General features: G+C 39.5%; 27 protein-coding genes and 1 pseudogene. 19 read left to right on the top strand and 9 right to left on the bottom strand.

The features are described 5' to 3' along the window. Positions 1 to 22: 22 nt before the first annotated feature. Complete coding sequence (locus AACH28_RS04300; RefSeq protein WP_341831097.1) at positions 23 to 1219, bottom strand: IS110 family transposase; 1197 nt, start codon at positions 1217 to 1219, stop codon at positions 23 to 25. 143 nt (positions 1220 to 1362) lie between these two features. Here AACH28_RS04300 and AACH28_RS04295 point away from each other — a divergent pair, with 143 nt between their 5' ends. From AACH28_RS04295 to AACH28_RS04265, 7 genes and pseudogenes are all read left to right on the top strand, one after another. Beyond that, complete coding sequence (locus AACH28_RS04295) at positions 1363 to 1875, top strand: VOC family protein (RefSeq protein WP_341832328.1); 513 nt, start codon at positions 1363 to 1365, stop codon at positions 1873 to 1875. A 950-nt stretch (positions 1876 to 2825) separates the two neighbouring features. Further along, positions 2826 to 3413, top strand: coding sequence for a hypothetical protein (locus AACH28_RS04290; protein WP_070560823.1), 588 nt, complete (start codon positions 2826 to 2828; stop codon positions 3411 to 3413). A gap of 228 nt (positions 3414 to 3641) precedes the next feature. Continuing rightward, positions 3642 to 4988 carry a Gfo/Idh/MocA family oxidoreductase gene (locus AACH28_RS04285; protein WP_341832327.1) on the top strand — a complete coding sequence of 449 codons (1347 nt, stop codon included), beginning with the start codon at positions 3642 to 3644 and terminating at the stop codon, positions 4986 to 4988. A gap of 330 nt (positions 4989 to 5318) precedes the next feature. Further along, positions 5319 to 6038, top strand: a complete 720-nt coding sequence (locus AACH28_RS04280; protein ID WP_312194615.1) for a phosphatase PAP2 family protein — start codon at positions 5319 to 5321, stop codon at positions 6036 to 6038. After that, positions 6025 to 7545, top strand: a complete 1521-nt coding sequence (gene eptA, locus AACH28_RS04275; RefSeq protein WP_159332925.1) for a phosphoethanolamine--lipid A transferase EptA — start codon at positions 6025 to 6027, stop codon at positions 7543 to 7545. Before AACH28_RS04280 ends, eptA begins: the two co-directional genes overlap by 14 nt. Before the next feature lie 31 nt (positions 7546 to 7576). Further along, a pseudogene (locus tag AACH28_RS04270) lies at positions 7577 to 7758 on the top strand (class D beta-lactamase); the annotation flags it as partial. 51 nt (positions 7759 to 7809) lie between these two features. Further along, on the top strand, positions 7810 to 8427 hold the full coding sequence (locus AACH28_RS04265; RefSeq protein WP_070560817.1) for a trans-aconitate 2-methyltransferase: 618 nt from the start codon (positions 7810 to 7812) through the stop codon (positions 8425 to 8427). 72 nt (positions 8428 to 8499) lie between these two features. On the opposite strand, the gene AACH28_RS04260 is transcribed toward AACH28_RS04265, so the two are convergent. Beyond that, on the bottom strand, positions 8500 to 8841 hold the full coding sequence (locus tag AACH28_RS04260) for a helix-turn-helix domain-containing protein (protein WP_070560815.1): 342 nt from the start codon (positions 8839 to 8841) through the stop codon (positions 8500 to 8502). 93 nt (positions 8842 to 8934) lie between these two features. Here AACH28_RS04260 and AACH28_RS04255 point away from each other — a divergent pair, with 93 nt between their 5' ends. Then, positions 8935 to 9225 carry a redoxin family protein gene (locus tag AACH28_RS04255; protein WP_070560814.1) on the top strand — a complete coding sequence of 97 codons (291 nt, stop codon included), beginning with the start codon at positions 8935 to 8937 and terminating at the stop codon, positions 9223 to 9225. Between the two features lie 10 nt (positions 9226 to 9235). Beyond that, positions 9236 to 10039 carry a DNA alkylation repair protein gene (locus AACH28_RS04250; protein ID WP_115048554.1) on the top strand — a complete coding sequence of 268 codons (804 nt, stop codon included), beginning with the start codon at positions 9236 to 9238 and terminating at the stop codon, positions 10037 to 10039. A gap of 361 nt (positions 10040 to 10400) precedes the next feature. On the opposite strand, the gene AACH28_RS04245 is transcribed toward AACH28_RS04250, so the two are convergent. Continuing rightward, positions 10401 to 11267, bottom strand: a complete 867-nt coding sequence (locus tag AACH28_RS04245; RefSeq protein ID WP_341833104.1) for an IS3 family transposase — start codon at positions 11265 to 11267, stop codon at positions 10401 to 10403. Next, entirely contained in the window at positions 11264 to 11593 is a 330-nt protein-coding gene (locus AACH28_RS04240; protein ID WP_115049898.1) for a transposase, read from the bottom strand. Before AACH28_RS04240 ends, AACH28_RS04245 begins: the two co-directional genes overlap by 4 nt. Positions 11594 to 12068: 475 nt before the next feature. Between AACH28_RS04240 and AACH28_RS04235 the strand changes: the two genes are divergently transcribed. The 4 genes from AACH28_RS04235 (at position 12069) to AACH28_RS04220 (ending at position 17243) form a co-directional block, all read left to right on the top strand. After that, on the top strand, positions 12069 to 13265 hold the full coding sequence (locus AACH28_RS04235) for an IS110 family transposase (RefSeq protein ID WP_341832231.1): 1197 nt from the start codon (positions 12069 to 12071) through the stop codon (positions 13263 to 13265). A gap of 332 nt (positions 13266 to 13597) precedes the next feature. Then, the gene (locus AACH28_RS04230) at positions 13598 to 15151 is read left to right on the top strand and encodes a DUF6850 family outer membrane beta-barrel protein (protein ID WP_341832326.1); all 1554 of its coding nucleotides are present in this window, start codon (positions 13598 to 13600) and stop codon (positions 15149 to 15151) included. Between the two features lie 40 nt (positions 15152 to 15191). Next, positions 15192 to 16322 (top strand): cytochrome c peroxidase, encoded by a 1131-nt coding sequence (locus tag AACH28_RS04225; RefSeq protein ID WP_341832325.1) that lies wholly within the window; start codon positions 15192 to 15194, stop codon positions 16320 to 16322. A 447-nt stretch (positions 16323 to 16769) separates the two neighbouring features. Then, positions 16770 to 17243 carry a hypothetical protein gene (locus tag AACH28_RS04220; protein ID WP_341832324.1) on the top strand — a complete coding sequence of 158 codons (474 nt, stop codon included), beginning with the start codon at positions 16770 to 16772 and terminating at the stop codon, positions 17241 to 17243. Positions 17244 to 17282: 39 nt separating this feature from the next. On the opposite strand, the gene AACH28_RS04215 is transcribed toward AACH28_RS04220, so the two are convergent. Next, positions 17283 to 17516 (bottom strand): macro domain-containing protein, encoded by a 234-nt coding sequence (locus AACH28_RS04215; RefSeq protein WP_286769053.1) that lies wholly within the window; start codon positions 17514 to 17516, stop codon positions 17283 to 17285. Between the two features lie 317 nt (positions 17517 to 17833). On the opposite strand from AACH28_RS04215, the gene AACH28_RS04210 reads away from it, so the two are divergent. Further along, a complete protein-coding gene (locus AACH28_RS04210) occupies positions 17834 to 18214 on the top strand; it encodes a DoxX family protein (RefSeq protein WP_236560186.1) in 381 nt (126 codons plus the stop codon). Between the two features lie 90 nt (positions 18215 to 18304). On the opposite strand, the gene AACH28_RS04205 is transcribed toward AACH28_RS04210, so the two are convergent. Next, positions 18305 to 19246 carry a metallophosphoesterase gene (locus AACH28_RS04205; RefSeq protein WP_341832323.1) on the bottom strand — a complete coding sequence of 314 codons (942 nt, stop codon included), beginning with the start codon at positions 19244 to 19246 and terminating at the stop codon, positions 18305 to 18307. Positions 19247 to 19830: 584 nt separating this feature from the next. Between AACH28_RS04205 and AACH28_RS04200 the strand changes: the two genes are divergently transcribed. Further along, the gene (locus AACH28_RS04200) at positions 19831 to 20184 is read left to right on the top strand and encodes a helix-turn-helix domain-containing protein (protein ID WP_046676278.1); all 354 of its coding nucleotides are present in this window, start codon (positions 19831 to 19833) and stop codon (positions 20182 to 20184) included. Between the two features lie 80 nt (positions 20185 to 20264). Here AACH28_RS04200 and AACH28_RS04195 read toward each other — a convergent pair whose 3' ends face one another. Then, a complete protein-coding gene (locus AACH28_RS04195; RefSeq protein WP_341832322.1) occupies positions 20265 to 21455 on the bottom strand; it encodes a hypothetical protein in 1191 nt (396 codons plus the stop codon). 239 nt (positions 21456 to 21694) lie between these two features. Between AACH28_RS04195 and AACH28_RS04190 the strand changes: the two genes are divergently transcribed. Together AACH28_RS04190 and AACH28_RS04185 are read left to right on the top strand one after the other, a co-directional pair. Then, positions 21695 to 21982 (top strand): hypothetical protein, encoded by a 288-nt coding sequence (locus AACH28_RS04190; protein ID WP_341832321.1) that lies wholly within the window; start codon positions 21695 to 21697, stop codon positions 21980 to 21982. Between the two features lie 51 nt (positions 21983 to 22033). Then, positions 22034 to 22558, top strand: a complete 525-nt coding sequence (locus tag AACH28_RS04185) for a CinA family protein (RefSeq protein WP_083295736.1) — start codon at positions 22034 to 22036, stop codon at positions 22556 to 22558. A 121-nt stretch (positions 22559 to 22679) separates the two neighbouring features. Here the strand turns inward: AACH28_RS04185 and AACH28_RS04180 are convergent, their stop codons facing one another. Further along, a complete protein-coding gene (locus AACH28_RS04180) occupies positions 22680 to 23861 on the bottom strand; it encodes a glycosyltransferase (RefSeq protein WP_341832320.1) in 1182 nt (393 codons plus the stop codon). A gap of 459 nt (positions 23862 to 24320) precedes the next feature. Here AACH28_RS04180 and xth point away from each other — a divergent pair, with 459 nt between their 5' ends. Then, positions 24321 to 25106, top strand: a complete 786-nt coding sequence (gene xth / locus AACH28_RS04175) for an exodeoxyribonuclease III (RefSeq protein ID WP_286802575.1) — start codon at positions 24321 to 24323, stop codon at positions 25104 to 25106. Further along, a complete protein-coding gene (locus AACH28_RS04170) occupies positions 25099 to 25569 on the top strand; it encodes an NUDIX domain-containing protein (RefSeq protein ID WP_070560792.1) in 471 nt (156 codons plus the stop codon). Before xth ends, AACH28_RS04170 begins: the two co-directional genes overlap by 8 nt. 43 nt (positions 25570 to 25612) lie before the next feature. Here AACH28_RS04170 and AACH28_RS04165 read toward each other — a convergent pair whose 3' ends face one another. After that, complete coding sequence (locus tag AACH28_RS04165) at positions 25613 to 26461, bottom strand: transposase (RefSeq protein ID WP_341831486.1); 849 nt, start codon at positions 26459 to 26461, stop codon at positions 25613 to 25615. Positions 26462 to 26492 lie beyond the last annotated feature (31 nt).

Below are 26492 nucleotides of genomic sequence, written 5' to 3'. Positions count from 1 at the left end.
CCGGCCTTTACGCAAAAAATTGTTATGGTTTAAGTTTCGCTATGCGTTCCATTTCTTTTTGGTGATACCGTATTCTGGCATCTAGTTTGGCTGGTTCGTAGATCACCTGTAGTGCCGGATTATAAGGGGTTAAGTCTTTTAGGATATTCCATACAACAACGGATATTTTTCGTGCGATAGCGATCAGGGCCTTTTTCGAGGATTTTCTTATACTTAGACGGTTGAATTTGTCTTTAAAATAGGAGCCTTTACAGCGGCTTGCTGCCCAGGCAACCTGTACCAGTATTGGCTTGAGATATCTGTTTCCTTTAGTGATCGCTGTACTTTTATATTTCCCTGCGCTTTCATCATTCTTTGGTCGTAATCCGACCCATCCGCTCAGTTTACCGCTGTTTTCAAAAACTTTCATGTCTGCGCCGGTCTCGGCGATGATCACAGCGGAACTGATACGGCTAACGCCGGGAATCGTCTTTAGCAAGGCACTCTGCCGTGGAAAATCACGCAGGCAGATAGCTTCAATCTTTTCTATATACTCAGCAGACTGCTTGATCAACAGGTCGTATTCAGCTTTTGCCATCTGCAGGTTGAAGCGGTGGTGCTCCTTCATGCAGCCGGTTAGTGCTGCTGCCAGCTTTCCGTTTTCTTTGTTCTTCTTACTGGCATAGACCAGTTTGCTTAAACGTACGGCATCACGCTCCCCGGCTATCAGGGCATCAATGACACTCAGCATACTTTTCCCTCCGATATCGGTCACAAGACTACCCAAACGGATTCCGGCCTGTACGAGGATATTGTCCATTTTGGTAAGCATACGGACTATCCGCTGCTGCAACTTGCTATAGGAACGGGTGTAGCTCCTGAGTTCCTGTATTCGCTCACCGGGCACAAAACTCCCGCGAAGCATATCTTTGTGAAGTAGCTGGGCAATCCACTGTGCATCCTTTACATCGCTTTTGCGGCCGGGCAGCTGTTTGATTAAAAAGGGATTCACCAGCATCAGATCAAAGCCCATTTCAGAGAGAATATTCCAGACCGGGATCCAGTAAATACTGGTACTCTCCATCGCTACTCGGAGAACACCCGCAGCCTTCAAGTAGGCTCCCAACTGTCGAATGCCCGTACTGAAGGTTTCGAAAACCTCCACATCCGAATAATGCTTCCCATTAAATACCGCACAAAAAATACTATCTTTATGCACGTCAAGTCCTGCTGTTTTCATATAACTTTTTTTTTCAACATAAAGATAAGCAGCGGGACTTGCTTTGATTGCGATAGCTCTCGCCAATTTTTATCCGCTTGTGTGTAATCGGAAAATTAAATGTAAATTTAATAGGAATTATAAGTCCTTATAAATGATGTATTATGGAAAAGAGTAAGTTACTTCGAATGGATAATATGGGTATCGTGGTGGAGTCGTTGGACAACGCGATTTCGTTTTTTTCAGAACTTGGTTTACATTTGGAGGGAAGGGCACAGATTAAAGGGGAATGGGCAGGTCGAATAACAGGTCTCGGTGCTCAGCATGTGGAGATCGCCATGATGGTGACACCAGATGGGCATAGCCGATTGGAGCTTTCAAGATTTATTGATCCAGCGATAATTGCAGATCATAGAAACGCTCCGGTCAATGCCTTGGGGTATTTGCGGGCAATGTTTACCGTTGAAGATATCGATGATGTGCTGCGGCGGCTAACTGACAATCATGGAGCTGTGCTGGTCGGGGAGGTGGTACAATATGAAAATGCGTATCGTCTCTGTTATCTAAGGGGAGTAGAGGGATTATTGATTGGTTTAGCACAACCGCTGTACGGTAATCGATATGAAGCGGTAAAAGACAGCTATAGGAATAATTACAAGGCAAGTGATAGGAATTGAATCTTTGTACGAAAAAAGAAAATTTAAGAAATTTCTATGTTTTACAAAATAAATAGGAAACTAAGACGTTATTGATACAAATACTTTTCATAAAATAGGTTAATATATGGCTAAGACCCTAGAGTTCCCCGCTCTAGGGCTTTTTTGTAATTATACGTCCGGGAAAAACGAAATTTTGTACAATCTGTCTGGATCGCGTTCTTTCCTGATCAATAAAGCGAAATTTAGCTACTTGATGAAAGCCATGAGGAGGGCCTAAGAATCTATTTTTTAGATGCTGTTTTCAGCGATGAACTCGTCGTTATCACTGGTTTTGCAATTTTGCCCAAACTGGATATAAATTAGGCAATTTTTGAACATGTGGTCATTAGTATAATCACACATAAGACGAGTAATATAATAACAGATGTGGTGTAAGGCGTTCTTCTCATAATACTTTTTTTTACTTAGTAGTTTACAAAAGCCGTGCCTTTATTTTTAGAACTTGCAGTAAGTCTGGTTGTTGTAGCTTCGTGTCTACAAGGCGTCGATATGAATAAGGAAATGATATGTTTGAAAAGGCTTTTGCCGATGTCTTGTGCATCGATTGTGGAATTAATGGATCTGGTTCCTATTGTTCGTTTGAAACGATGTTTTTTTTGATAGTCTATAGACGATGAGAATACCCAAAAGCATTACAATCGTATAGGCAATAAACGCGATGTTTTCAGACTGATGTTCGCTACCCTTTGCAACACAACGCTGTCTGTTTGGTCACAGCGGCAGCGAAAGCAAACAACACCAGCGAAGCCACGTAAAATAATATTACTTTTAGGTATATGGTCTCTCTTTTCATTTTCTAACTGTTTGGTAAACGTGAATTTACACTATTTTTGAAGAAATAGTGAAGGTTATCTGAAAGAGTGGTGTGCTTTTTGTTTATAGGGGAGAAAGATTAGAGAAATAATAATATGAAGTATCCTTATTTAGGAATTAGTATGGTATGTGCGGCCCTAGCGAGCATGGCCAATTCAAAGGCTGTATTTGCCGGAGAGCAATTAGCTGTTCAACACATTGAATATGTGCAGGTAAATTCAGACTCATTGAAGGTTGAACAATTAGCAACAGCGCTGAGAAAGATGAAGCCTATCAGTTCGGCAGATTTTAAGGCAAAGTTCAAACCGGAAATCAACGGATTTAAGCTCACAGAGGTGACGGCTTTCGAGGATGCGGAGTCAGGATCTTACGCAACGGCAAACTATGTGAAGGGAGAGCAAAATATTTATTTGATGGTTACCGACGGAGCCGGTCCAGGTTCGGATCAGGTAAAGTTAAATTTGATGAACTATATCGACCTAAAATCAATTGAAGACCTAGGAACCAAAATGCAGGTTAAGCCTTACAAAGGTTGGCTGGCGTCTTTTGACTGGAGCATGTTTGAAAACGATGGTTTGACTAGCATTCAATATCTCGAATCAAATCGATTTGCAACTGTCTCTTCAGCAAATAATGTAGCAATTGAAGAATTAGAGAGTTTTTTGAATAGTTTTAGTCTATAAGAAAATTGGCAAAGTCCCGGAACCTTTAATCAAAGCCGGGACTCAGTCCATCAAACCGATTTAATCCATTCCCCGACTGCTAATAGTCGTTAAATATCTATATCTTCCGAGCCTTTCTTTCCGTAATTTCCCAGATTATCCGCTCTATAGCTGCGCTTGTTGATGCAATATTTTATTGTTTATTGCTTATTTTTCTTATATTAGGTAATAAACCAGCAAATTGTGTCTATGTTCAATCTAAATCGGAGAAAATTTATTCAAGGAGCGGGAGCAGTCTTAACTTTATCCGCTTTGCAAGTTAAAGGTCTGTCGTTTAAAGATGCGATTAAAAATTTTCGGGTCGGATTGATCGGTGCGGGTTGGTATGGGAAGAGTGATTTGTTCCGTTTAATGCAGGTTCGGGATGTTGATGTTATCGCCATATGTGATGTTGACGACAACCATTTGCAGGAGGCGGGGCGATTAACTGCTGAGCGCCAGGTTTCAAAAAAGGTTCCAAAGCTTTATAGAGATTATAGGGAGATGCTCGCTAACCATAAATTCGATCTTATCCTTATTGGCACACCGGATCACTGGCATGCAAGACAGGCTATAGACGCGATGCGTGCGGGGGCTCACCTTTATTTGCAGAAACCCATCAGTGTGGATGTACTTGAGGGCGATGCCATATGGCGCGCGGCTAGAAAATATAACCGGAAAGTGCAGGTAGGGACCCAACGGCGGAGTACGGCGCATCTCATCGACGCTAAGAAGCGGGTGGTCGATAGCGGCCTGCTTGGTAAGGTTTCGCATGTGGAGATGTGCTGCTACTATCATATGCGGAAAAATGGTAACCCGCCTACACAACAAGTTCCAGAGTTCTTAGATTATGAGTTATGGACAGGACCGGCACCTTTACGAGCTTATGATGGTTTACCGCATGGCAGCTGGTGGCGAACCTTTATGGCTTATGGAAATGGGATAACCGGCGATATGGGAATGCATATGTTTGATACGGTACGTTGGCTTTTGCAACTTAAATGGCCCAAAAGCGTGAGTGCCAAAGGTGGTATTTATGTCCAAAAAGAAGGCAAATCGACGATTGCAGATACGCAGACCGCTCTATTTGAATACGAAGATCTTAACTGTGTCTGGCAGCATAGGACATGGGGAGCAGCAACAGACCCTGAATATCCTTGGGCATTTGTTATATACGGTGACAAAGGTACTTTAAAGGGAAGTGTGATGAAATATGAGTTCATTCCCATCGGAGAAGGTGAGACTATCCGAAAGGATGTTATCTTAGAAAAAGAGACGTTTCCTAAAGATCTGGAAGAGCATCGAATAGAACTGCATACAGCTCCGGCAACGCGACGACACATGCTCGATCTTTTATCAGCAATTGAAAATAATCACCTACCTGTAACCGATATTGAAGAAGGCTATATCTCCACCGCAAGTTGCATATTAGCCAATTTGTCTATGCAGTTGAATCGGCCCCTGATTTATGATCCTACGCAAAAAATATGTATTAATGACCCTGAAGCAACTCAATTATTGCAGAGAGGGTATCGCAGTCCATGGCAACATCCGTAATAAAAATATCAAGCGACAGATACCGGCAAATGGAAAAAACGCACCCGTCAAAATATGCCATGCATATGGACAGACTTGGCATTTATCAATATATAGAACGTTCCTGACCTAACGGCAAAGGGATCCAATAGATTAAACAAAATATGTTCAAGCTTAAAATTCTAAATTTCTACAGAATTCGAACCGTTCTTTACTCGATTAAAAGACGAGTAGACGATGAATATGAATTCGACGATAACCCATAATTATGCTAGGCTTAGAAAACCCTTGTTCTTTCTACCTATACTTCTATTAGTTCTGCTCATTCTATTTCTCTATTTTAATCATGCATTGAATGTATATGGCTATACGGTCATTCAGAAGAATAGCTTTTTCACAATAAATGCTTACCTCGGACAATATCCAAATCTTGAGTCTAATTTTACACAGTTTGGAGATTGTTTAATTAGCCTGTCACTATTGAGTGTTTTTGTATTATATGCGCCTAAATTATGGGAAGCATTGATATCAGCATCGCTAATTTCAGCTTTTTTTTCCATTGTTTTAAAAGTGGCATTTGCTGTGCCTCGACCTGCAGCGGTGTTTAATCAAACGAGTTTTTTGATTACTGGTAAGATGCTTCTTGGTAACAATAGCTTGCCTTCGGGCCATTCCATTACGATATTTACAACGCTGACCGTTATCATGTATGCTTTTATGCCGCAACGATTGAGTTATAAAATAATGTGGTTTTTTTGTTTAACATGTATTGGGTTAATGCTTGCTTTATCTCGCGTCGCGTTGGGAGCACATTATCCATTAGATGTAGTTAGTGGCTGTATTATAGGATATGTTTCGGGACTGCTCGGAATTTTTTTTAGCAGGGAATTTAAAATATGGAATTGGGTCAACGACCAACGGTATTATCCAATTTTCATTTTATTATTCCTCGTTTTCAGTATAGTATTGGTCAATAGAATAATTAATGATAATTTGCTAATATTTTATTTTACATTTATCTGCTTAATTAGTACACTTTATAAAACCATTACCGTTTATGCTAAAAAATAGCTTAAAACTAGTTCATTTTGTCCTTTTCATGAGTGTGTTGAATTTTATATTCTTCCATTTTCCATTTTATACTTTTGTTTTTAAAAATGTTGATTATAAAAGCTTTGGGGGCATTGTTCTCATCGGCAGTCTAATGGTTTTGATGCTGGTAATGAATGCTTTTGTACTTTATCTATTTTTTTCAGCCTCGCGTCGCTTCGGGAAATCGATACTTGTGTTGTTCTTTCTTATCAATTCAGTAGCCGTTTATTTTGTAAATACCTATAGCGTTATTTTGGATGAAACCATGATCGGCAATATCTTGAATACCCGTTATTCCGAGTCCAGCGGTTTCTTTTCCCTGAAATTGATCGTTTATCTCGTTTTTCTCGGTATTATTCCCAGTATCTTCATTATTAAAGCAAAAATAATAAAGGATAAACCAAAGAAGTTCTTTATCACTTCGTCACTTTCGCTATTATTTATCGTTATTTTAATATTCGCCAATGCGACTAATTGGTTATGGATCGACAAGAATTCGAAGACTTTGGGCGCACTTGCCATGCCGTGGTCTTATACCGTCAATATTTCGCGTTTTTACATTCACGAACATCAAAAAAATAAAAAAGAGATTTTATTGCCAGATGCGAAGATAACTGACCACAAAAAGACAGTGGTTGTCCTTGTTATTGGTGAATCTGCTCGAAGGGATAACTTTTCCTTATATGGCTATCAAAAGAATACAAATCCGCTACTTTCCAAAACACCCAATCTTTATCATTTTGACGCAACTTCTTGCTCCACCTATACGACAGCAGGAGTAAAATGTATATTGGAGCATAAAAATACAGATGATTTGTACGAAATCCTGCCGAACTATCTCTATAGAAATGATGTCGATGTGATCTGGCGAACAAGTAATTGGGGGGAGCCACCTGTACATATTAAAGAATATGAAACAAATGATCAACTTGCCACAAATTGTAAGGGTGAAGGATGTGCTTACGATGAGGTACTTTTAACAGGTCTAAAGGAGCGAATATCCTCCAGTAAAAAAGATAAAATTTTTGTTGTGCTCCACACAAGTACAAGCCATGGGCCAACATATAGCAAAAAATATCCCGCTCAATTCGAGCTGTTTAAACCTGTATGCAATAGTGTTGAACTCGGGAACTGTTCTAAAGAAGAGTTGATCAATGCTTATGATAACACCGTTGTTTATACAGATTATATTTTACATAATCTGATTGAGGATCTAAAACAATTGAAGGAATATAATAGTGCCATGTTGTTCGTCTCGGACCATGGCGAATCGCTGGGTGAAAATAACCTTTATATGCACGGATTGCCGATGAGCATTGCACCAAAAGAGCAATACGAGATTCCCTTTATTGTTTGGGTTTCTGATCATTCAAAACAGTTGAAACCAAATAAAACGTTGACCCAAAATCACGTATTTCACAGTGTGTTGAAATTTCTGGATATGAAAAGCCCTATTTATGATGAAAATATGGATATTTTCGAATAGACAGGATTGCGGGTACAGTTTGGTCTAAAACGGATGGACTATGGCCAATCAGATCAATACCGGATGGTGGATAGGTTATGTTGAGCAAAAAGAAAAGATTTATTTCTTTGCAACGCGGCTTATTCAGGACCGCAAGTTCAATCGTCCTGATTTCTCGCGCTGCCGCAAAGAGATACGCGGAAAGTCTTTAAGGAGCTAAAAATTTTGCCCTAAACCTTAGGGCATTAGATATCAATCATCAAATTTTACCAGGACAATAGACAGATGGAAAATTTTAATCGAAAGAAGCATTGGGAAGACATATACGAAAACAAGCCGCTGGAATCAGTGAGCTGGTACCAGCCCAATCCAGAAGCATCGCTACATTTTGTAGAGCAAGCTAACCTTCCAAAAAAGGCGAAAATCATCGATATAGGTGGTGGTGACAGTTTCCTGGTTGATTTCTTGCTGAAAGCAGGATTTGAAGATATTACTGTATTGGATATATCCAACGCTGCAATTGAACGAGCGAAGAAGCGATTAGGGGATGAGGCGACTAAAGTCAAATGGATTGTTTCGGATATCTTGGATTTCGTTCCCGACGCAACTTATGATTTTTGGCATGATCGGGCCACCTTTCATTTTTTGACTGTTCGCCAGGAGATTGATCGTTACATCAAAATCGCAGATCAATCAATTGCGGTGGGAGGTATTTTAGTCGTTGGAACTTTTTCTGAACAGGGGCCAAAGAAATGTAGTGGCATTACTATTAAACAGTATTCAGCACAATCAATAAGCGATTTATTCCAGACATGTTTTAGGAAAATTGAATGTATGACTATTGACCATATAACACCCTTCGACACGAAACAGCATTTTGTGTTTTGCAGTTTTCGTAAATAGCTGTCGTAGCTGGGGCGAACGCATTTCGTACAAATAGCGCATCGGTGTGTGGCTCGAATCTGCCCCTTTGTGCTAATTTTTATTGGAATTTTCCAATAAAAGTTCTCCCCAGGCATTTAATTTCCAGAGTACTTCCACTAAACTTTTCCCTAAGGGTGTCAATGAATACTCCACTCTGGGAGGAAGCTCATGGAAAGATTGTTTACTTAAAATACCATCATTGACCATTTCGGCCAATTGTTGGTTTAGCACCCGTCTATCAACTGTTGCAATACCACGAAGCATTTCACTTGGGCGTTTTTCCCCTTCATTGATACGCCAGACAATCGGAATTTTCCATTTCCCGCTAATCGCATTGACGGCAAATTCCAATGGACATATTTTTTGTTTTATTGCTTTCTCTGTTATACTCATAAAATTGACTTTTTTGCCCCATAGGGATAATAATATGCGGTATTGTGATTGTGCATTTACTTTTAAAACTTTGCAGAAATAACGTACAGCATCATGAAAAATTTAGAACACAAAATTGCTAAATTAAATGCGAATTTAGCTAATCTTCGTCTTGAAATAAAGGAAATATTTGGCAGATCCATTCAGGATCTTCAGTCTGGCGATCTAATCGAAAAGAGCCTTCAGATAGGGGACAAGGTCCCGAATTTTAGTTTGATGAATTCGCTGCATAGCAAAATTGAGCTCGGAAAACTTCTGGAGAATGGAACGGTTAGCGTGGCCTTTTTCCGCGGCAACTGGTGTCCTTACTGTAATCCCGAGCTAAGACTAATATTGATGCGTTAATCATACAGCTATGAGCAAAGTACAACGTAAAGGGGTAAGGCGGACAGCTGATATTTCAATAGACTGCCTAGCCAGTCTGAACCGCGGTGAGATTGAAACTGCAAATCTTGTAGAGTGGCTAGCTGTTGACCAACGGCTTTTACTTGCGCACATTCTTCAGCAGAATGCGCGCATTCACTACTTAAAGCCAATCTTGTTGCTTTTGGAGCAGTTACAGAAACCGACGGTAAATTCCATCAATGAAACGATCGGACGTGCGCTGTTCGACATGATCACACAAAATCGTGATAATACCTTCCTGACAATATTATTCAATCATCCTGCAGATCTCGTGCGTTGCTGGGCGACCTACGCGATTGGAAATGATAAACAGCTTGAAATTGAGGAACTGCTTTCATCAATACGTCCTTTTGCTGCAGATACACATTTTGGTGTACGAGAAATCAGCTGGATGGCCATCCGTAATAGGATAGCTTTTGATTTGGACAGGAGCATTACCTATCTGAGCCTATGGGCGATGGAGAAGGATGAAAATGTGAGGCGTTTTGCTACGGAGTCAACCCGACCGAGGGGCGTATGGTGTAAGCACATCGATCGGTTGAAGCAGGAACCAAGTCTAGCCTTGCCTATTTTAGAACCGCTAAAATCCGATCCTTCAAAATATGTTCGGGATAGCGTCGCAAATTGGCTGAATGACGCAAGCAAAAGCCAACCTGGTTTTGTTAGAGCACTTTGTCATCGTTGGGAAGAAGAAAGTAATACCAAGGAAACACACTACATTATTCGAAAAGCATTACGCACAATTTCGAAGTAAAAATTATCCGTGTCAGTATTCTGTTTTTTGCGTCTTTCTAGTTCATATTTAATTTTTTATGCAGTAGTTTATTTAGAATTATTAAAAATAATTTGAAATACTGTGTTAAAATACGTTACATTTGCATCTGTTTAGAATCATTTTAAATAGATGTGCCTTTTTGTGCGTGCGCTTTTATTCTCACTTATGAAAAAGCTCTATTGGACTAGTTTTATTTTATTTTACACAATTGCAGTTGCGCATGCACAGTCGATATACATCCGGGGAAAGATCACTGATGGTAATAAGAAAGTCCTATTGGGAAGTACCGTTATTTTGGATCAGTTAGGATTTGGAATTGCAATAGTAAATCGGAGACTTTTTAAGCAGCTTTTTCCATTTCCAATTCTAGCTCACCAGGTGTCTTATACCCAATTGCTGAATGTAATCTGCCTTTATTATACCAACCCTCAATATACCTAAACACACATAACTTAGCCTCTTGCCTGGTTTTAAAGTTGTAACGGTTGAATTTTTCACTTTTAGCCGTTTTGAAAAAGCTTTCCATTGCACTATTGTCCCAACAGTTACCCTTTCTGCTCATACTTTGAACAACATCGATCTTTAATGCTTTTAACTTGTCTTTAAAGTCATTGCACGCATACTGAACACCTCTATCTGAATGAAATATTAAACCATTTTCTACTTTTCTGGCTTTTAGAGCCCTCTCTAATGCCGCAAGAGAGTTTTGCTCTGCTGACATTCCTTCACTAAGTGTCCATCCAATAATTTTTCTATCAGCGAGATCCATTACAGCTGTGAGATATAACCAACCCTCACCTGTTTTCAGATAAGTAATATCGCTTACCCATTTAGTGCCTATCTGATCGGCATGAAAGTCCCTGTTCAGAATATTATCACATACCGGGAATTTATGTTTCGAATCTGTTGTTGATATCTTCCATTTCTTGCGGATGATACTCTGGATACCTTCCTTTCTCATTATCCGCGCTACACATGGGCGTGAAATCTGTATACCCTGTCGTTGTAGATCCTTGGTAATCCTTGGACTGCCATATGTACTGTCACTGGAGTCATAGCTGGCCTTTATTTTTTTTAGAAGGTCTTTCCTTGCTTTGATTTTGGAGATATCCTGATCTCTATTCTGCCAATCATAATAACCGCTACTGCTCACTTGCATTACTTTGCACATCTTCCCAACCGAAAAATTATCCTTATGATCTGCTATAAATCTATATCGTTCCGGTCTCCCTTGGAGAAGATGCTGATGGCCTTTTTTAAAATATCTCTTTCAATTGTGGCATCTTTTAATGCCTTTCTCAACAACTTGTTTTCCTGTTCTAGATTCCTGCTAGTGTCACTGGAATTGAGATCAATTCTCAGATTCAACTCATCAATACGTGAATTGAACCTGGAATCCCTTCGCCACTTACCCAGCATAGACTCATTTATACCCAGCTCTTTCGCTGCTGATGCTGCTGTCCCTTTTGCGTACGACAGTTCTACTGCCATGATTTTAAATTCTGAATCAAAAAAACGTGGTCGCTTACCCATGCCTCAAATTTAATTGTTAACTCTTTTAGTTGTAAATTTTTCCTTTAAAAAAGTCTCCGGTCAAATGTAGCAACTCCACACTACAGGTGATCTACGAACCAGCCAAACTAGATGCCAGGATACGGTATCACCAAAAAGAAATGGAACGCATAGCGAAACTTAAACCATAACAATTTTTTGCGTAAAGGCCGGGTATCTTTATGGTGGCTAAAAGACCCCGTTTTTAAATTGGCCAATGCAAATGCCTGAAAAGGCTATAAGTACACAAGCATGAGTTAATGCCAGCCTTACGGCTGACCAAACTCGAAGAGGAAAATCGCAAAACCCAATGCGCAAGGGGACTGTATTATAGTTAATTTATAGAGGAAATTTACATTTAATTTTCCGATTACACACAAGCGGATAAAAATTGGCGAGAGCTATCGCAATCAAATCAAGTCCCGCTGCTTATCTTTATGTTGAAAAAAAAAGTTATATGAAAACAGCAGGACTTGACGTGCATAAAGATAGTATTTTTTGTGCGGTATTTAATGGGAAGCATTATTCGGATGTGGAGGTTTTCGAAACCTTCAGTACGGGCATTCGACAGTTGGGAGCCTACTTGAAGGCTGCGGGTGTTCTCCGAGTAGCGATGGAGAGTACCAGTATTTACTGGATCCCGGTCTGGAATATTCTCTCTGAAATGGGCTTTGATCTGATGCTGGTGAATCCCTTTTTAATCAAACAGCTGCCCGGCCGCAAAAGCGATGTAAAGGATGCACAGTGGATTGCCCAGCTACTTCACAAAGATATGCTTCGCGGGAGTTTTGTGCCCGGTGAGCGAATACAGGAACTCAGGAGCTACACCCGTTCCTATAGCAAGTTGCAGCAGCGGATAGTCCGTATGCTTACCAAAATGGACAATATCCTCGTACAGGCCGGAATCCGTTTGGGTAGTCTTGTGAGTGATATCGGAGGGAAAAGTATGCTGAGTGTCATTGATGCCCTGATAGCCGGGGAGCGTGATGCCGTACGTTTAAGCAAACTGGTCTATGCCAGTAAGAAGAACAAAGAAAACGGAAAGCTGGCAGCAGCACTAACCGGCTGCATGAAGGAGCACCACCGCTTCAACCTGCAGATGGCAAAAGCTGAATACGACCTGTTGATCAAGCAGTCTGCTGAGTATATAGAAAAGATTGAAGCTATCTGCCTGCGTGATTTTCCACGGCAGAGTGCCTTGCTAAAGACGATTCCCGGCGTTAGCCGTATCAGTTCCGCTGTGATCATCGCCGAGACCGGCGCAGACATGAAAGTTTTTGAAAACAGCGGTAAACTGAGCGGATGGGTCGGATTACGACCAAAGAATGATGAAAGCGCAGGGAAATATAAAAGTACAGCGATCACTAAAGGAAACAGATATCTCAAGCCAATACTGGTACAGGTTGCCTGGGCGGCAAGCCGCTGTAAAGGCTCCTATTTTAAAGACAAATTCAACCGTCTAAGTATAAGAAAATCCTCGAAAAAGGCCCTGATCGCTATCGCACGAAAAATATCCGTTGTTGTATGGAATATCCTAAAAGACTTAACCCCTTATAATCCGGCACTACAGGTGATCTACGAACCAGCCAAACTAGATGCCAGGATACGGTATCACCAAAAAGAAATGGAACGCATAGCGAAACTTAAACCATAACAATTTTTTGCGTAAAGGCCGGGTATCTTTATGGTGGCTAAAAGACCCCGTTTTTAAATTGGCCAATGCAAATGCCTGAAAAGGCTATAAGTACACAAGCATGAGTTAATGCCAGCCTTACGGCTGACCAAACTCGAAGAGGAAAATCGCAAAACCCAATGCGCAAGGGGACTGTATTATAGTTAATTTATAGAGGAAAGATACAAATAATTCCACAGAAGATTTTATCGCGATAAAAGCAAATCCATTTGGATTTGGTGATTAATGAAAAACGGTTATTCCCAATACCAGCTTTTTCGTTGGAAAGCTGGTATTTTATAAAAAATACCTGAATGAAAAGTGTGAGATACATCATGTTATTTTTGGGGGCTTTCTTAGCCCACCACGCTGTCTTCGGGCAGAGTACGTCTAATTCTTTAGATTCAACAGCAGCTTTTACCTATTGGTATCAGCCATCATTTGTAATAATGCATGATATGGCCATACGAAATAGGGTATGGATTCCTGAGGAAATCAAAAATAGATCTTCTCTATTTGGTATTCGGCACAGCAGGGGGCAAGGGGACTTTAAGGCGGCGCAAGGAACTGATGGGCTCATTCAATCCCAATTGTATACGGAAGGGAAGACCGATTGGCGCAAAACTAGCTTTTGGGGAAGATTTTCATATGACCGCTCCGCAGAAGACAGTACTGCTTTGCGCCATCAGTCACGATGGAATGTCGATGCGCCATTGTATTTTGGTTCGTTGCGAAAAAATAAATACAGTCGAGAGACCTATAAGCTCGATGCGGGAATCCAAAGAGCATTCTTCGATGCTAAGCTCCCGATTTCCCTGGGCATCGATTATCGATTAGGCTCTCACTACTCCAATAATGATCCCAGAGGCGATATCAAAGATATGAACCTGCAGTTTGAATTGAGTGTTGGTCACAATCTGCCAACATTTTCTTATCATATTGCTGGTATTTGGGGATATGGTTCTGAACGGGTCAACGTGGGCTATAAAAATGACAAGTATACAACCAATACAGAAGACCCATTGTATGTCAATTGGATGATGAACGGTTTTGGAAGTGCGAGTGAGCGACTAAAAGAGATCAATTACAACGATATTATTCACCGTAAAGGCGTCGGCGCGCATATCTTGCTGAAACCCAATGATAGGAATAAGATCTATTTTAATAGTCGCTATCTAAATGAAGAACAATCATTCAGACGAAATGATAACTCACAACAGACCTATTTGTCCTTAAATGACTATAAAAAAGATATCGGATCAATCGATTTTTTATGGAGCCGGCAGATGCATCGTAAGCGATTGCTAAGAGTAGCGCTGCAGGGACAAATTGAAAATGGACAGGATTTTAATTATAGTTATCTAGCAAATAACTACACCTATCGTCGGCATGAAATTTCGTTTAAAACTCAATTAGCCGTACATCAGTATTTGTTTGAAGGCCATGCTGGTATGTATAAGACCGAGAAAAAAGATGGTGTTAGTGGTAACCAAATGGAATTTGATCAAGTTAAACTGGGACTGGGACTGAATCGAACATTCCGGCTCGGCCAGTCGGCCGATATAATAGGAACAATCGCCTATACTAAACAATGGTCACCAAGCCATAATCTCTACGTATCTGAGTTGAATACAGGGGATTTTGGGAAGCAGATACTGTATCAAGATTATCTTTACGACACCGCTCCAAGTAATAGCTGGAATATGTCCTGGGTATGGGGCACGCATCATGCAAAGAACAATTGGAGCATACAGCTCCAGATGCATTATCAGTGTAGGGGTAATTTGGTGCCGATAGACTATACGTTGTCAAGTGTACCGGGTAAAAATTGGTTTCTGGGTAAATTGGGGGTTTCTTATATATTTTAAAATAGTTATCGTACTTGTTTATAAGCATAATTAAGAGAGAATGAAAAAGCAGTTTTGTGTATTGGCCACTATTGTTGGTTTTGTGGGTTTGCTTTCTATGAAAGATCAACAGCAAGCCTTTGATGATGAGATACAGCTTTATTATCGACGGCCGGTGAGCGAATGGCCAAAACCAACAATTGATGTAGGGGCTCATTGGAATGAATTTAAGTCCCTACCCAAGATCGATACCGGTTATTTTTCTTTAATGGAAAAGCCTGATGTGAAGTTGGGGAAATATCTTTTTTTTGACCCCATTCTATCGGGAAGCAATCAAATATCCTGTAGTAGCTGCCACAACCCCCAGACTTCCTGGGCTGACAAGCTTACCGTACCAGTTGGTAATGATCATCTTGAAGGCACGCGTAATACGCCATCTTTGCTCAATGTGTATGCACGCAAGGAATTGTTTTGGGACGGTCGTGCTGGTTCATTGGAGGAACAAGCGTTGGGTCCTATTGAAGCTCATCATGAAATGGATATGGAATTGACAAAACTGATTCCCAAGTTAAAGGCCATCCCCGGATACAACAAATTGTTTGTGGATGCTTTCGGCGAAACCGATTATTCGATGCAGGAGGTACTGAAAGCCTTGAGTGCTTTTCAACGGACATTAACAAGTAGAAGAAGCCGTTTTGACGAGTTTTTAGATGGCAATTATAAAGTGTTGTCTGATCAGGAAGTGCGCGGTCTTCATTTATTTCGCACCAAAGCGCGCTGTATGAATTGTCATAATGGTCAATTTTTTACCGATGATCTGTATCACAATATTGGTCTCACCTATTACAAACGGAAATATCAGGACCTGGGACGATACGAGATTACAAAGGATCCTGCTGATGTAGGACGTTTCCGTACACCATCCCTACGTGACGTGATGAATACCGATCCGTGGATGCACAACGGATTGTTTTGGAATATGACCGGTCTGTTGAATATGTACAATAGTGGTATGCAGATGAATTCCGCTACTGCTGAGCAGAAAGCAAAAGATCCACTTTATCCTGTAACTGATCCATTGATGCAACCCCTAAATCTGACAAAAGATGAAATAAAAGATATTGAGGCCTTTTTGCACGCCATCACAGGAACTTCTTATCGTATGCGCCGTCCCGAAAGTTTACCGAGATAGATGACAGATCGTGAAGCTGTGTTTGCATACTGTTCGACATGCTATATTGAGAGTGGGGCAACTTCAGGATAGCTTCTTGCACAAAAAAGGTTATCCAGCTATTGGATAACCAATGTTTTAAACAGATACTGGTAGGGTGTTTATTTTTCCAAATATCTTGAATTCTAGTGACTTATAAAGAAATTTTAAAAAGATGGACGTTTCTCTTTCTTTTAAATACGGCCAAGAGGTTGATATATGGTTACACTTTTCTTACTTCTCCTGTAAAAAAATAACCTGTATAGCCCATTTTATTCCGACTAATTTGTATCTTAATAAGCTGTATAGCCATCCGCAATTTCTTGTTTTAAGGCCTTAAATTGGGTTGTTAACTTGTTGGTCGTATTGGCTTAGAATCGCTATCAAAGGAATATTGCGACAGTTTTAAAAATAAGGAGAAAATACGAAATGAAAAAAATTATCGTCATTGCTATGTACTGTGTTGTGTTGTTTATGTCGTGTAACAATGGCGGTGGAGATAGGGAAAATGATGAGGTTGCTGAGGTAGCTCATAGCGGAATAGCCTCGGTCGTAAAATCATACTTTCTCTACCATGAAATAAAAAATGTAGACTATGCTATCTATATCAATGATGTATTGGCAGGACAATCTCGCGAAAATACTGGTATTCCTGGGCCCTATAAGCTAAACCCGTATATAACTTCATCGGGCAAGCAATTTGTAAAAATGATCATATCTGCCAATAGTCGAGAAAAAGAGATTACCCCAGAAATATTAAGAGAAATAGGTAAGAACGCAGGTATATATTTACTTCTAAATAAAGATTTTGAACATATTAGGGAACTCAAAAAACTGCAATTTCCACACATTGATAAGCCTGTTCCTTCCTATGAATATAGATGGGAATTTGAAGCGGAGTAGTCTTAGTTTTATGCTAGGTTTATATTACTATTTGATTGATCAGTAGAAAGGTATCATCGTCAAACATACTATTTTGATCTGCTTAAGTGTTGTATCGGCCATCAGAAACGGTGTAATGACACCATTCCACACTGGTCCAACTGTATGAATTACATATTTAGCGGCTAGCTTGCCTGCAGTTGTGATGACGGCTTCACCTACTTTGCAGACTCCTTGTTTAGCCACAATGTTACGGCATCCTTCCAGAATTTCCGGCCCACCGCAGCGATGAATAGTAACTACGGTTATTTTGTTGTTACTATGTGACGTCGGATTGATCTTAACTCAAATAAATGAAAAAATAATTAGCAGGTTTAATTGGGGTATCAGGATAGCCGTTGTATTCAATGCCTCGCTTTAAAAAAGTGAAAATAATATTGTGTAGTTACATAACTACATTTATATTTGTAGTCAAATAGCTACATAATAAAGAACGGTTAGTAAAAGAGCTGCTTTATCTTGGGTGGCAAGGATAATACCGGGTGTTGAAGATAGGAGAGGTGGCTAGGAATGTAAAGTAATTAACAGGATAATAAATAAATCAACGCATTATGAAAAGAAATCGGATAATTTATTGGATAGCAACCATATGGTTGGCTGTAGGGTTATTGTCAACTGCTATCATACAGATTTTTAAAATTCAAACAGAAGGAGCAGGTGGGATACAAAATATAGACCATTTGGGATATCCGAGTTATATACTTCCTTTACTGGGAATCTGGAAACTATTAGCTGTGGTTGCCTTGCTTTGGCCTAAAAGACCACTTTGGAAAGAATGGGCATATGCGGGTATTTTCTTTACGGCTACTGGTGCCTTGTATTCGCATATTGCATCGGGAGATTCTTTCGCTTTAATGGCTCCGGCACTATTATACATTATTCTAATTGCTACTTCTTGGTATTTCAGACCAGCCGATAGGAAATTCGATTAGAAAGTGTGTTGAAATCTGTGATGAATTTAATGAGTTACCCGAAAATATGTACTGGGTGAAAAATCCATCAGGGATAGTATTTAATTTGCTTTAACCTTTACTCTTCAGGTGAAATATAGTGATCTCCGGTAGTATCCCAACTCGGCTTGGATAATCTAGATAACCGAAGCCAACATTTACGTACAGTGCCTGATGCTTTTCACGGTACAGGCCTGCCCATTCGCGGTAAGCATATTTGACCGGACTCCACTGATAATTCGGGTTGTTATAGCCGAATTGTCTCCCATGCGTATGCCCGCTGAAAGTGACGTCGATTGTGGGATATTTGGGTAGGATCTCTGCGCGCCAATGGGAGGGATCGTGTGAAAGCATCAAATTGATAGGCGAGGATTTATCTACTTTAGACATAGCCAGATCGATATTCCCATAATTTTGTGGATTATTTGCGCCCCAATTTTCGACGCCTATAATCGTAATCTTTTCGTTATTCAGTACGAGTTCTTTCGATTCATTGAGAAGTAGTTGCCAACCCAGTTGTTGATGAATGGATTTGAGATTTGAAAGGTTTTGTTGTTTGGTCAAATGCTTGTGATCAAAGAAATGATGTCTGTTAAAATGATAATCTCCATAATCATGGTTCCCGAGGATAGAGAACGTACCTAATGGAGCCTTCACTTTATCAAATATGGATAAATAATCTTCCATTTCAGCAGCAAAATCATTGATTAGGTCCCCGGTAAAAAAGATTATGTCAGGGTTCTGTGCTAACAAAAGGTCAATCCCTCTTTTTACAGCAGTTGAATTAAATAGACTACCTGCATGTATATCGGAAATTTGGGCTATAGTAATTCCTTCAAATGATTTCGGTAAATTAGGTAAAATTAAATCGAGGTGGTTGACCTGGTACTTATACAAATTGAAGGCAAATCCACGTGTAAGTGCAACGATGGGGACACTGGCTAACAGGAGACCACTTTTGACTATAAAATCTGATCTTTTTATGGAGGGTAGATTTCCAATTTGTTTCGGCAAAGATTTAGTTTCTTTTAATCGTTTGTTTATTACGTTGAAAATATGCACAACCGCATCAATACCAATAAAAAAAAGACAGATTATCTTACCCAATAGCAACGAAACTGGAAAAAATACTAAACAGGCAGATTCAAAACTAGTCCATCTAAAAAATAAATTAAGAAATATGGATAGGTAGGAAAGTATACTGATAGACCACCAGACTATGTTCAGTAGCTTTCGATTGGATTTCCAAGTTGATAATGACCGTATTCTTAGAAATATTAGAAGATCTAAAAAAATGAATAGCATTAAAATTTTTAGATAGGCATAGAATTGTTGGATCATATTCGAAGTCTAAAATTGAATCTGGCATATTTGGAATGAATAATTGGATTACCAAATCTAAAATAGCTGTTTTTCTCCATAATCATAATTTCAGTTTTAAATTATTTTCAAAGCTGATGACTATTAGCTTTGGAGCTATAACCTCCTTTCGCTTTGTGTCATATTATTGACGAATGTGGTGCCACAGATGTAGGGTAGAAGTCTTAAATTTGTCCCTATTTGCAGTGGATTGTATGCTATTAAAGAGATTTTAAATTATGGGAAAACGAAAAGAAAATTCAACCAATAGGATTAATGAACAGTATATTATTGAATGTGATTTAGCGTATGCTGTATGTAAGATCGGTGGCCGATGGAAGCTGTTGATACTTGCTAAATTACAGCATGGCAAGCTGCGGTTTGGTGAGATTAAACAATTGATTACAGGGATTACAGATCGCATGCTCACTTTGCAGCTCAAAGAGCTGGAAAAGCAAGGACTGGTTAAAAGGATTGCTTACGCGGAAGTGCCCCCTCGAGTGGAGTATCAATTGACTGAAATTGCGGCAGAACTTATCCCTATTTGGTGTCAGTTGGAAAAATGGGGCGCCAAGCATAAAATGATAACATAAAGACGGCTTTGTTTTCAGCACTGATTTTTTATCGATACCTAATTCAAAAAAGTTTAGTATAGCCACAATGGAAATTTACACTAGGATGGTCTCTGAAAGATTTTTATTTCAGAGAACCGGCCTTGCTTTAGGTCCCACTTATATTCGAATGCAATGGAATAACCTAAAGATCTAATTTTCCACACCTGGTCTTTTTCATGTCCAACGATATAGTGTAAAAACCCTGACATCGCATTTTTTCCAATTTCTTCAACATCTTGATTAAAGGGGATAATGCCGTTTGAAAATGAAAATAGCTGCTGTGCAACTTCATCGGGTTGCAAAATATGGTTTTTTAAGGTTTTTGTCAATTGTATATTTTCATCGGAAGATAAGTGCAATTCTTGCCAGTTCGTATCCAAATTGCTTGCTTTTTCCAGATCCTTGAGTATTTCATTTTGAACTTTTATGAAGTGGGGCTGATTTTTTAGGTAAAATGTACCTAATCGCTTATCAATAGTATCTTGCCATTCTTGAGGGCTGAGTTGTTGTATCCAAGTTGATGAATAGCTGTTCCAGCGTATTTCATCCATTTCCTGGTAGAGTTTCTCTAATTCATTGGCTGGTTTCTGGGGCACGAACGGAATCCCAAGTCGTAAATATTCCACTTTATTGGGTAGCGTATATTCCGAATTTTGGATAACCATCGTTTGTAGATTAAGGTTGAACTTAAGCATATAAAGCTTATTTACTAGCCAAATTTGCCAAACCTCCTCCTTTAATTGTTTAGCGAAGACTTGATTTCCAAAGGCATAAGCTATTGTAGATTCGTTTGTTCCTATGTTCGATTGTTGGTAAATCATAGGTTGTATAATTCCGCTGATAAGTCGCGCTATTTCGATAGGTCGATAACACTGTAGCAAGGTTACTGTCGTGAATTGTGGGGTTTCCAACATTTTTGACAGTTCCTCAGGAGGCTTGCTATCAAAAATAAATGCATTAAGTGCTGTTGGTGGAGTCTGTATTTTTTCAAAGTATTTTTTGCGCAATCGTGTTAAGCCAGTATGTTCTTTATGAGCATACGCAACGATCGGGTTAAATAATGCATTTTGCTGTTCGGTCGTTAAGGTCGAATCCGTTATTTTACTTCCTATTTCAGTAATAAACTTCAAAAATTCCTTTTGCGTCTTTTCCTTTTGATTCCTCAGTTGGCGATCAAAACTCTGGCCTGTACAAGTGAGTGCCATTAATACGAAAAGTACAGTTGACAGCGCTATTTTTGAATATATCATGTGCTGATAGATTTTATCTCAATGTTAGTATGCAAAGATCGTCCTTTTACTTAACATGCATATCATCTAAAATGTTTATGCTAAAGTTAGCTTAGATAACGAAGGAATATTAATTTATTACAAACGATCTTTGGTTAGAAGCTGTTTGGTTTTTAGAGACATTTGGATTGGGCAATTCCAATCCATTCGTACCGGGTCAGGGAAATTTAAACCATTATGGACAATAAAAATAAGAAAAAATGACGACAGCATATTTGCAAATTGTGTTAAAAATGAATTCTTCCAATAGGGGGGAATTGACAAATACATATAATAAGTTCAAAGATTTATTTCGAGAACAAATAAAAGGAGCGAAAACACAAGAGTTACTCTTCAGCGATGAGGATATACAGCTCTTATATGGCTTTGATACTTATGAAGATGCTGAGGCCTTTTTGTCAACAGAATTATACAATAATATCATCCTCGTTGCACTAAAGCCACTAATAAGCAATAATCCTGAGATTAAAATATACCATGTGGCATAAAGATAGCGTAGGCAATGCCTTCATATGTAGATGACCTTATATTAATATATAATGAAAATAGAGTTTCCAGAATTGTTACTGCGCGAAGTCGCTCAAAATCTCAAAGATGCTAAAGATCGTATTGCCGTTGCTGAAAGTGTGACAGCGGGATTGTTGCAGTTAGCCTGTTCACAGATGGAGGGAGCAATGGAAGTTTTCGCTGGGGGAGTGACCACCTATACGATTAATGCTAAGATAAAAATCCTAAAGGTGGATGCAAAGGAAGCCGAAAGATGCGACTGCGTATCTCCGAAAATTACCGAAGAAATGGCACTTGCAGTAAGCAACCTGTTTGGTACAACATGGGCTATTGCCACAACGGGATATGCAACAGCGGTGCCCGAATCAGCTGGTAAATTGTTCGCCTATATTTCAATTGCTGAAAAGGACAAGATTATATCTACCGAAAAAATCGAACTTCAATCGAGTGTCAAAATGGAAGAAGCGCAGGCCATTTATACCATAAAGGCATTCGAAACTTTAAATAGGCTATTACGACTAAATAGGGTAAGTAAAAAGTCAAGCCAATCCGTTTGAGAATTGATTACCCGAAAGGCTGTTGAATTGGATGGGGATGTACATAAAATAGTAAAAAAGAAGGGCTGTCCACGTTAATCACTGCCCTGAAAAGTTAGACTCCTCGGACAGCCCTTTAACTTTAAGCTTCTCTTTTCAAATCAAAAGAGAGGTATTTTTCATAATCAATTAAAGATCTCACCGGTGTTGTTACTCCATTTAGAAGTTCGATATACATTTTTGCTACGTTTTTCCATACAGTTTGTTCTCCGTAGCTGCGTGCTTTGAAACGATGCCAAGCGAGTAGTCGATGGGAGGTATACAATAATTTGATGTTGCCACGCATGGATTCTATGTCGTTAAACGGGGTGAGAATGCCACAATCATCTTTCAATAGATCTTTGGCATGCCAGTAAGGAGTGGAGATAACTGCAGCTCCCGCGCCTACTGCAAAAGATAAGGTTCCACTGCTTATTTGTTGTTCGTGAGGGTATGGGGATAAGTATATATCGCATGCTGTCAGATACTCTTTAAGTTCTTCATCCGTTAAGAATTTATCAATAAAAACAACTTTATCCTGTAAACCTAGTTGATCAACTAAATTTTGAAGTTCGAATCGGTAAGATTCACCTTCATGGGCAAGCACATTGGGGTGTGTTTTTCCAACAATCAAGTATTTGAATCCAGGAAGATCGATACCCGACAGGGATTTTATGGCATATTCAAGCCCTTTACTCCTTCCGATTAAACCAAAAGTCATCATCACAAAGTTTTGCTGTAAATTCAACCTATACTTGGCTAACCCCTGATTATAGTCAAACTGTGGCACGCCATGCGGTATAACTTTAATTTTATCCGTAAGAGCCGAATCAAATTGCTCCTTTAACAATTCTACTCCTTTTGGCGATAGGCTGACAACCACCTGAGATTTTTCCAGAAGTAATTCCATAATTTCTTTCTGCTGCAATGAAGGGGTTTGCAGAATAGTATGAAATACGGTTAATAATGGTATAGTAAGATTGTTGGCGATTTGTGTGACGAAAATACCGTCGGCACCACCAAATATTCCAAATTCATGTTGCACAATACAATAATCATATTCCTCATTGATGATACGAGCTGCTTGATGATAACTATCAAGTCGATCCCGAAAGATGACAAAGCGTACAGATTCATTAAAATCCTCTAATCCATGTTTAGATAAAGCGATGATGTCAATTTGTACAGTAGGATCGAATTCCATACCTTGTTTAAGGTCTTTCGTAAAAGTTGCTAACCCACATTCTTGAGGCGGACAAGTACTGATGATTGCTATTTTTTTCATATGATTTAACCCTCCTTTACTGTATTTTGTACTTCTTCAACTGGAAGATCCAAAATGGCCATTAGCAATAAATAGTAGCCTTTTTCCAAACCTATTTTTTTTGCTTTCTTTTCAATATTTTCCATATCCGTACGCTATTTGAGTGTAAATTCTTTTGATGTAATTGAAACAAAATTTATACCTAAAGGATGTTTATGAAGCTTTAACCGTAGTTTTTGAATAGAAATAGAGTAGGGTAGCTAAGGAACTTCCGAAAAATACAGGTTAAATACGTATTTATAGCGTTGGAGAAATGAATTTATCGTCGTATCACTTAAATAGTCATTTAATCCCATACAAATTTCATAAATAAGTGCTGTTTTGCTAAAGATGTTCAATTTTCCTCGCTTAAATTTTTCTTAGCAGTTTCAAACAATAAAGAGGTTCCTTTGGTTGTTTATTTAAGTTAAAAATGAGTTCATGAAAATAGCTACCTATAATATTAATGGTATCAATGCGCGTCTACCAGTCTTGCTTCGCTGGTTGGCCGAAGAATCGCCTGATGTTGTATGCCTCCAGGAGTTGAAATCTCCGCAGGAACGTTTTCCACTGAAAGAAATTAATGCCATCGGATATCATGCCGTTTGGCACGGTCAAAAAAGCTGGAATGGGGTTGCGGTTCTTTCTAAATATGAGATCGAAGAAATCTCTAGAGCGCTTCCAGGTGATGCCGAAGATGTTCAAAGCCGTTATTTGGAGGTTATGATCCAGCAAGTCGCGATTTGCTGTCTTTATCTTCCCAATGGGAACCCATTTCCCGGGCCCAAATTTGAGTATAAATTGACGTGGATTGAGCGCTTAGCTAAGCGGGCCAAAACGTTGCTTAGTATGGATATTCCAGCGATACTCATCGGCGATTTTAACATTATTCCAACTGAAATGGATACCTATAAACCTGAAAAATATGTCGACGATGCATTGTTCAGAAAGGAAGTTAAAGAGGCTTTCAGTCAACTTCTTGAAGCGGGCTGGCAGGATGCGATTCGTCAGCTTTTTCCGGATCAGCAGGTGTATACGTTCTGGGATTACTTTCGTCAGGCTTATAGTCGAAATGCCGGTTTGCGTATAGATCATATCCTATTAAGCCCTTCAATTCAGAATCGTTTGATTGAAGGCGGTATTGATCGCCATGTTCGCGGCTGGGAAAAGAGCAGCGATCATGCCCCTACATGGATTCGGTTACGGAATAGCAGCAACAATGGCTAAAAAGATAAATACCAGTGCTGGATTGTTATTGTATAAATTTGAGGCGCTAGAAATTTATTTTTTCTTAGTACATCCTGGTGGTCCCTATTTTACGAAAAAAGATGAAGGCTCTTGGACAATTCCTAAGGGAGAAATCGATTTGTATGAAGATGAACTTGAAGCAGCCAAAAGGGAATTTATTGAAGAGACAGGCTATCTTCCCAGCGGAAATTTTATTGCGCTACAAGCTATTCAACAGAAAGGAGGAAAAATAGTTAAGTGCTGGGCAATTGAAGGAGATATAGATCCTGCTGATCTGGTAAGCAATACCTTTGAAATGGAATGGCCGCCGAAATCCGGAAAAATGCAAACTTATCCAGAAGTAGATCGCGGAGGTTGGTTTACATTTGCGGAAGCTAGGAAGAAAATAAACGAACGGCAGATTTCTTTTTTGGAGCAATTGATTGCTCATGAGAAATGTTAATTTTTTCAACACCATTTTATGGATCAGTTTCAAAACCTGTGGACTACGCAAATAATTTGGTCAATCTGAACAGGAAGAAATTGATGTCACCTACACCTCTAAACTGACTTCTGAAAGCTTTTATCTTTGCATTGAAAGATTCTGCTGAAGCATTTGTACTCTTGTTGTCGAAGTAGTTCAATATTTTTTTGTGATGGATATTTATGGTTCTGGAGACGGTGTTGAATGACTTGAAGCCGGCCTGTTCCACTTTATCCGCCCATTTTGCCAACCTTGTAAAGGCGTAGATCTTATCTATGGTGGTGTTGAATATCCAAGAGAGTTCTTGGGATAGCCTGTACGCCTTTTCAATATCGGGATATCGCTCAAAGAGTACAGCAGCCCTTTCTCTTTGCTCGTAAGTCCATTTATGTTCACTTTTATAAAGCAGGTATCGGCTTCTTGCAAGTAACTGTTTGATGGTTTCACTGTTGGATAGGACTTCCGGAAAATAGGTTTCCTTATTCTTTCGTGCTTGGTCAATTGCTTGATTTTCATCGTCAATGGCCTGCCAGCGGTGCTTTATCCTTATTTCCTGAAGCGCTTCGTTAGCAAGTTGCTGAACATGGAAACGGTCTATTACCTGAACAGCATTGGGAAAGCATCTTTTGGCTATCAATCCCATATTACCGGCTAAATCAAGCGTTATCTCTTGAACTTTATTTCGTAATCTCTGTGGGATCTTTTGAAGGATCGGGATAATGTTCTCTGATTTTGTCCCGTTCAGTATGGCTACAATGGTCCCTTTTTTGCCCCGTGCTTCTTTATTGGTGACAACGGTATAGAGCTCGCCATGGGATAGGCAGGTCTCGTCAATAGAAAGATGGCCGCTGACATTCTGTGGGAAGGTCAATCCATCTCGCGCATTTTCGCGATGCTCCCAA

The sequence above is a fragment of the Sphingobacterium thalpophilum genome (assembly GCF_038396785.1).
GTDB classification, from domain to species: domain Bacteria; phylum Bacteroidota; class Bacteroidia; order Sphingobacteriales; family Sphingobacteriaceae; genus Sphingobacterium; species Sphingobacterium thalpophilum_A.
The sequence above is the reverse complement of the archived record's forward strand: the minus strand, read 5'-3'. Positions and strand labels throughout refer to the sequence as shown.

Coding starts and splice junctions, on each gene's coding strand:
- AACH28_RS04300 (WP_341831097.1), bottom strand. CDS start 1,219: ATGAAAACAGCAGGACTTGACGTGCATAAAGATAGTATTTTTTGTGCG.
- AACH28_RS04295 (WP_341832328.1), top strand. CDS start 1,363: ATGGAAAAGAGTAAGTTACTTCGAATGGATAATATGGGTATCGTGGTG.
- AACH28_RS04290 (WP_070560823.1), top strand. CDS start 2,826: ATGAAGTATCCTTATTTAGGAATTAGTATGGTATGTGCGGCCCTAGCG.
- AACH28_RS04285 (WP_341832327.1), top strand. CDS start 3,642: ATGTTCAATCTAAATCGGAGAAAATTTATTCAAGGAGCGGGAGCAGTC.
- eptA (WP_159332925.1), top strand. CDS start 6,025: ATGCTAAAAAATAGCTTAAAACTAGTTCATTTTGTCCTTTTCATGAGT.
- AACH28_RS04265 (WP_070560817.1), top strand. CDS start 7,810: ATGGAAAATTTTAATCGAAAGAAGCATTGGGAAGACATATACGAAAAC.
- AACH28_RS04260 (WP_070560815.1), bottom strand. CDS start 8,841: ATGAGTATAACAGAGAAAGCAATAAAACAAAAAATATGTCCATTGGAA.
- AACH28_RS04255 (WP_070560814.1), top strand. CDS start 8,935: ATGAAAAATTTAGAACACAAAATTGCTAAATTAAATGCGAATTTAGCT.
- AACH28_RS04250 (WP_115048554.1), top strand. CDS start 9,236: ATGAGCAAAGTACAACGTAAAGGGGTAAGGCGGACAGCTGATATTTCA.
- AACH28_RS04240 (WP_115049898.1), bottom strand. CDS start 11,593: ATGGGTAAGCGACCACGTTTTTTTGATTCAGAATTTAAAATCATGGCA.
- AACH28_RS04235 (WP_341832231.1), top strand. CDS start 12,069: ATGAAAACAGCAGGACTTGACGTGCATAAAGATAGTATTTTTTGTGCG.
- AACH28_RS04230 (WP_341832326.1), top strand. CDS start 13,598: ATGAAAAGTGTGAGATACATCATGTTATTTTTGGGGGCTTTCTTAGCC.
- AACH28_RS04225 (WP_341832325.1), top strand. CDS start 15,192: ATGAAAAAGCAGTTTTGTGTATTGGCCACTATTGTTGGTTTTGTGGGT.
- AACH28_RS04220 (WP_341832324.1), top strand. CDS start 16,770: ATGAAAAAAATTATCGTCATTGCTATGTACTGTGTTGTGTTGTTTATG.
- AACH28_RS04210 (WP_236560186.1), top strand. CDS start 17,834: ATGAAAAGAAATCGGATAATTTATTGGATAGCAACCATATGGTTGGCT.
- AACH28_RS04200 (WP_046676278.1), top strand. CDS start 19,831: ATGGGAAAACGAAAAGAAAATTCAACCAATAGGATTAATGAACAGTAT.
- AACH28_RS04195 (WP_341832322.1), bottom strand. CDS start 21,455: ATGATATATTCAAAAATAGCGCTGTCAACTGTACTTTTCGTATTAATG.
- AACH28_RS04190 (WP_341832321.1), top strand. CDS start 21,695: ATGACGACAGCATATTTGCAAATTGTGTTAAAAATGAATTCTTCCAAT.
- AACH28_RS04185 (WP_083295736.1), top strand. CDS start 22,034: ATGAAAATAGAGTTTCCAGAATTGTTACTGCGCGAAGTCGCTCAAAAT.
- AACH28_RS04180 (WP_341832320.1), bottom strand. CDS start 23,861: ATGAAAAAAATAGCAATCATCAGTACTTGTCCGCCTCAAGAATGTGGG.
- xth (WP_286802575.1), top strand. CDS start 24,321: ATGAAAATAGCTACCTATAATATTAATGGTATCAATGCGCGTCTACCA.
- AACH28_RS04170 (WP_070560792.1), top strand. CDS start 25,099: ATGGCTAAAAAGATAAATACCAGTGCTGGATTGTTATTGTATAAATTT.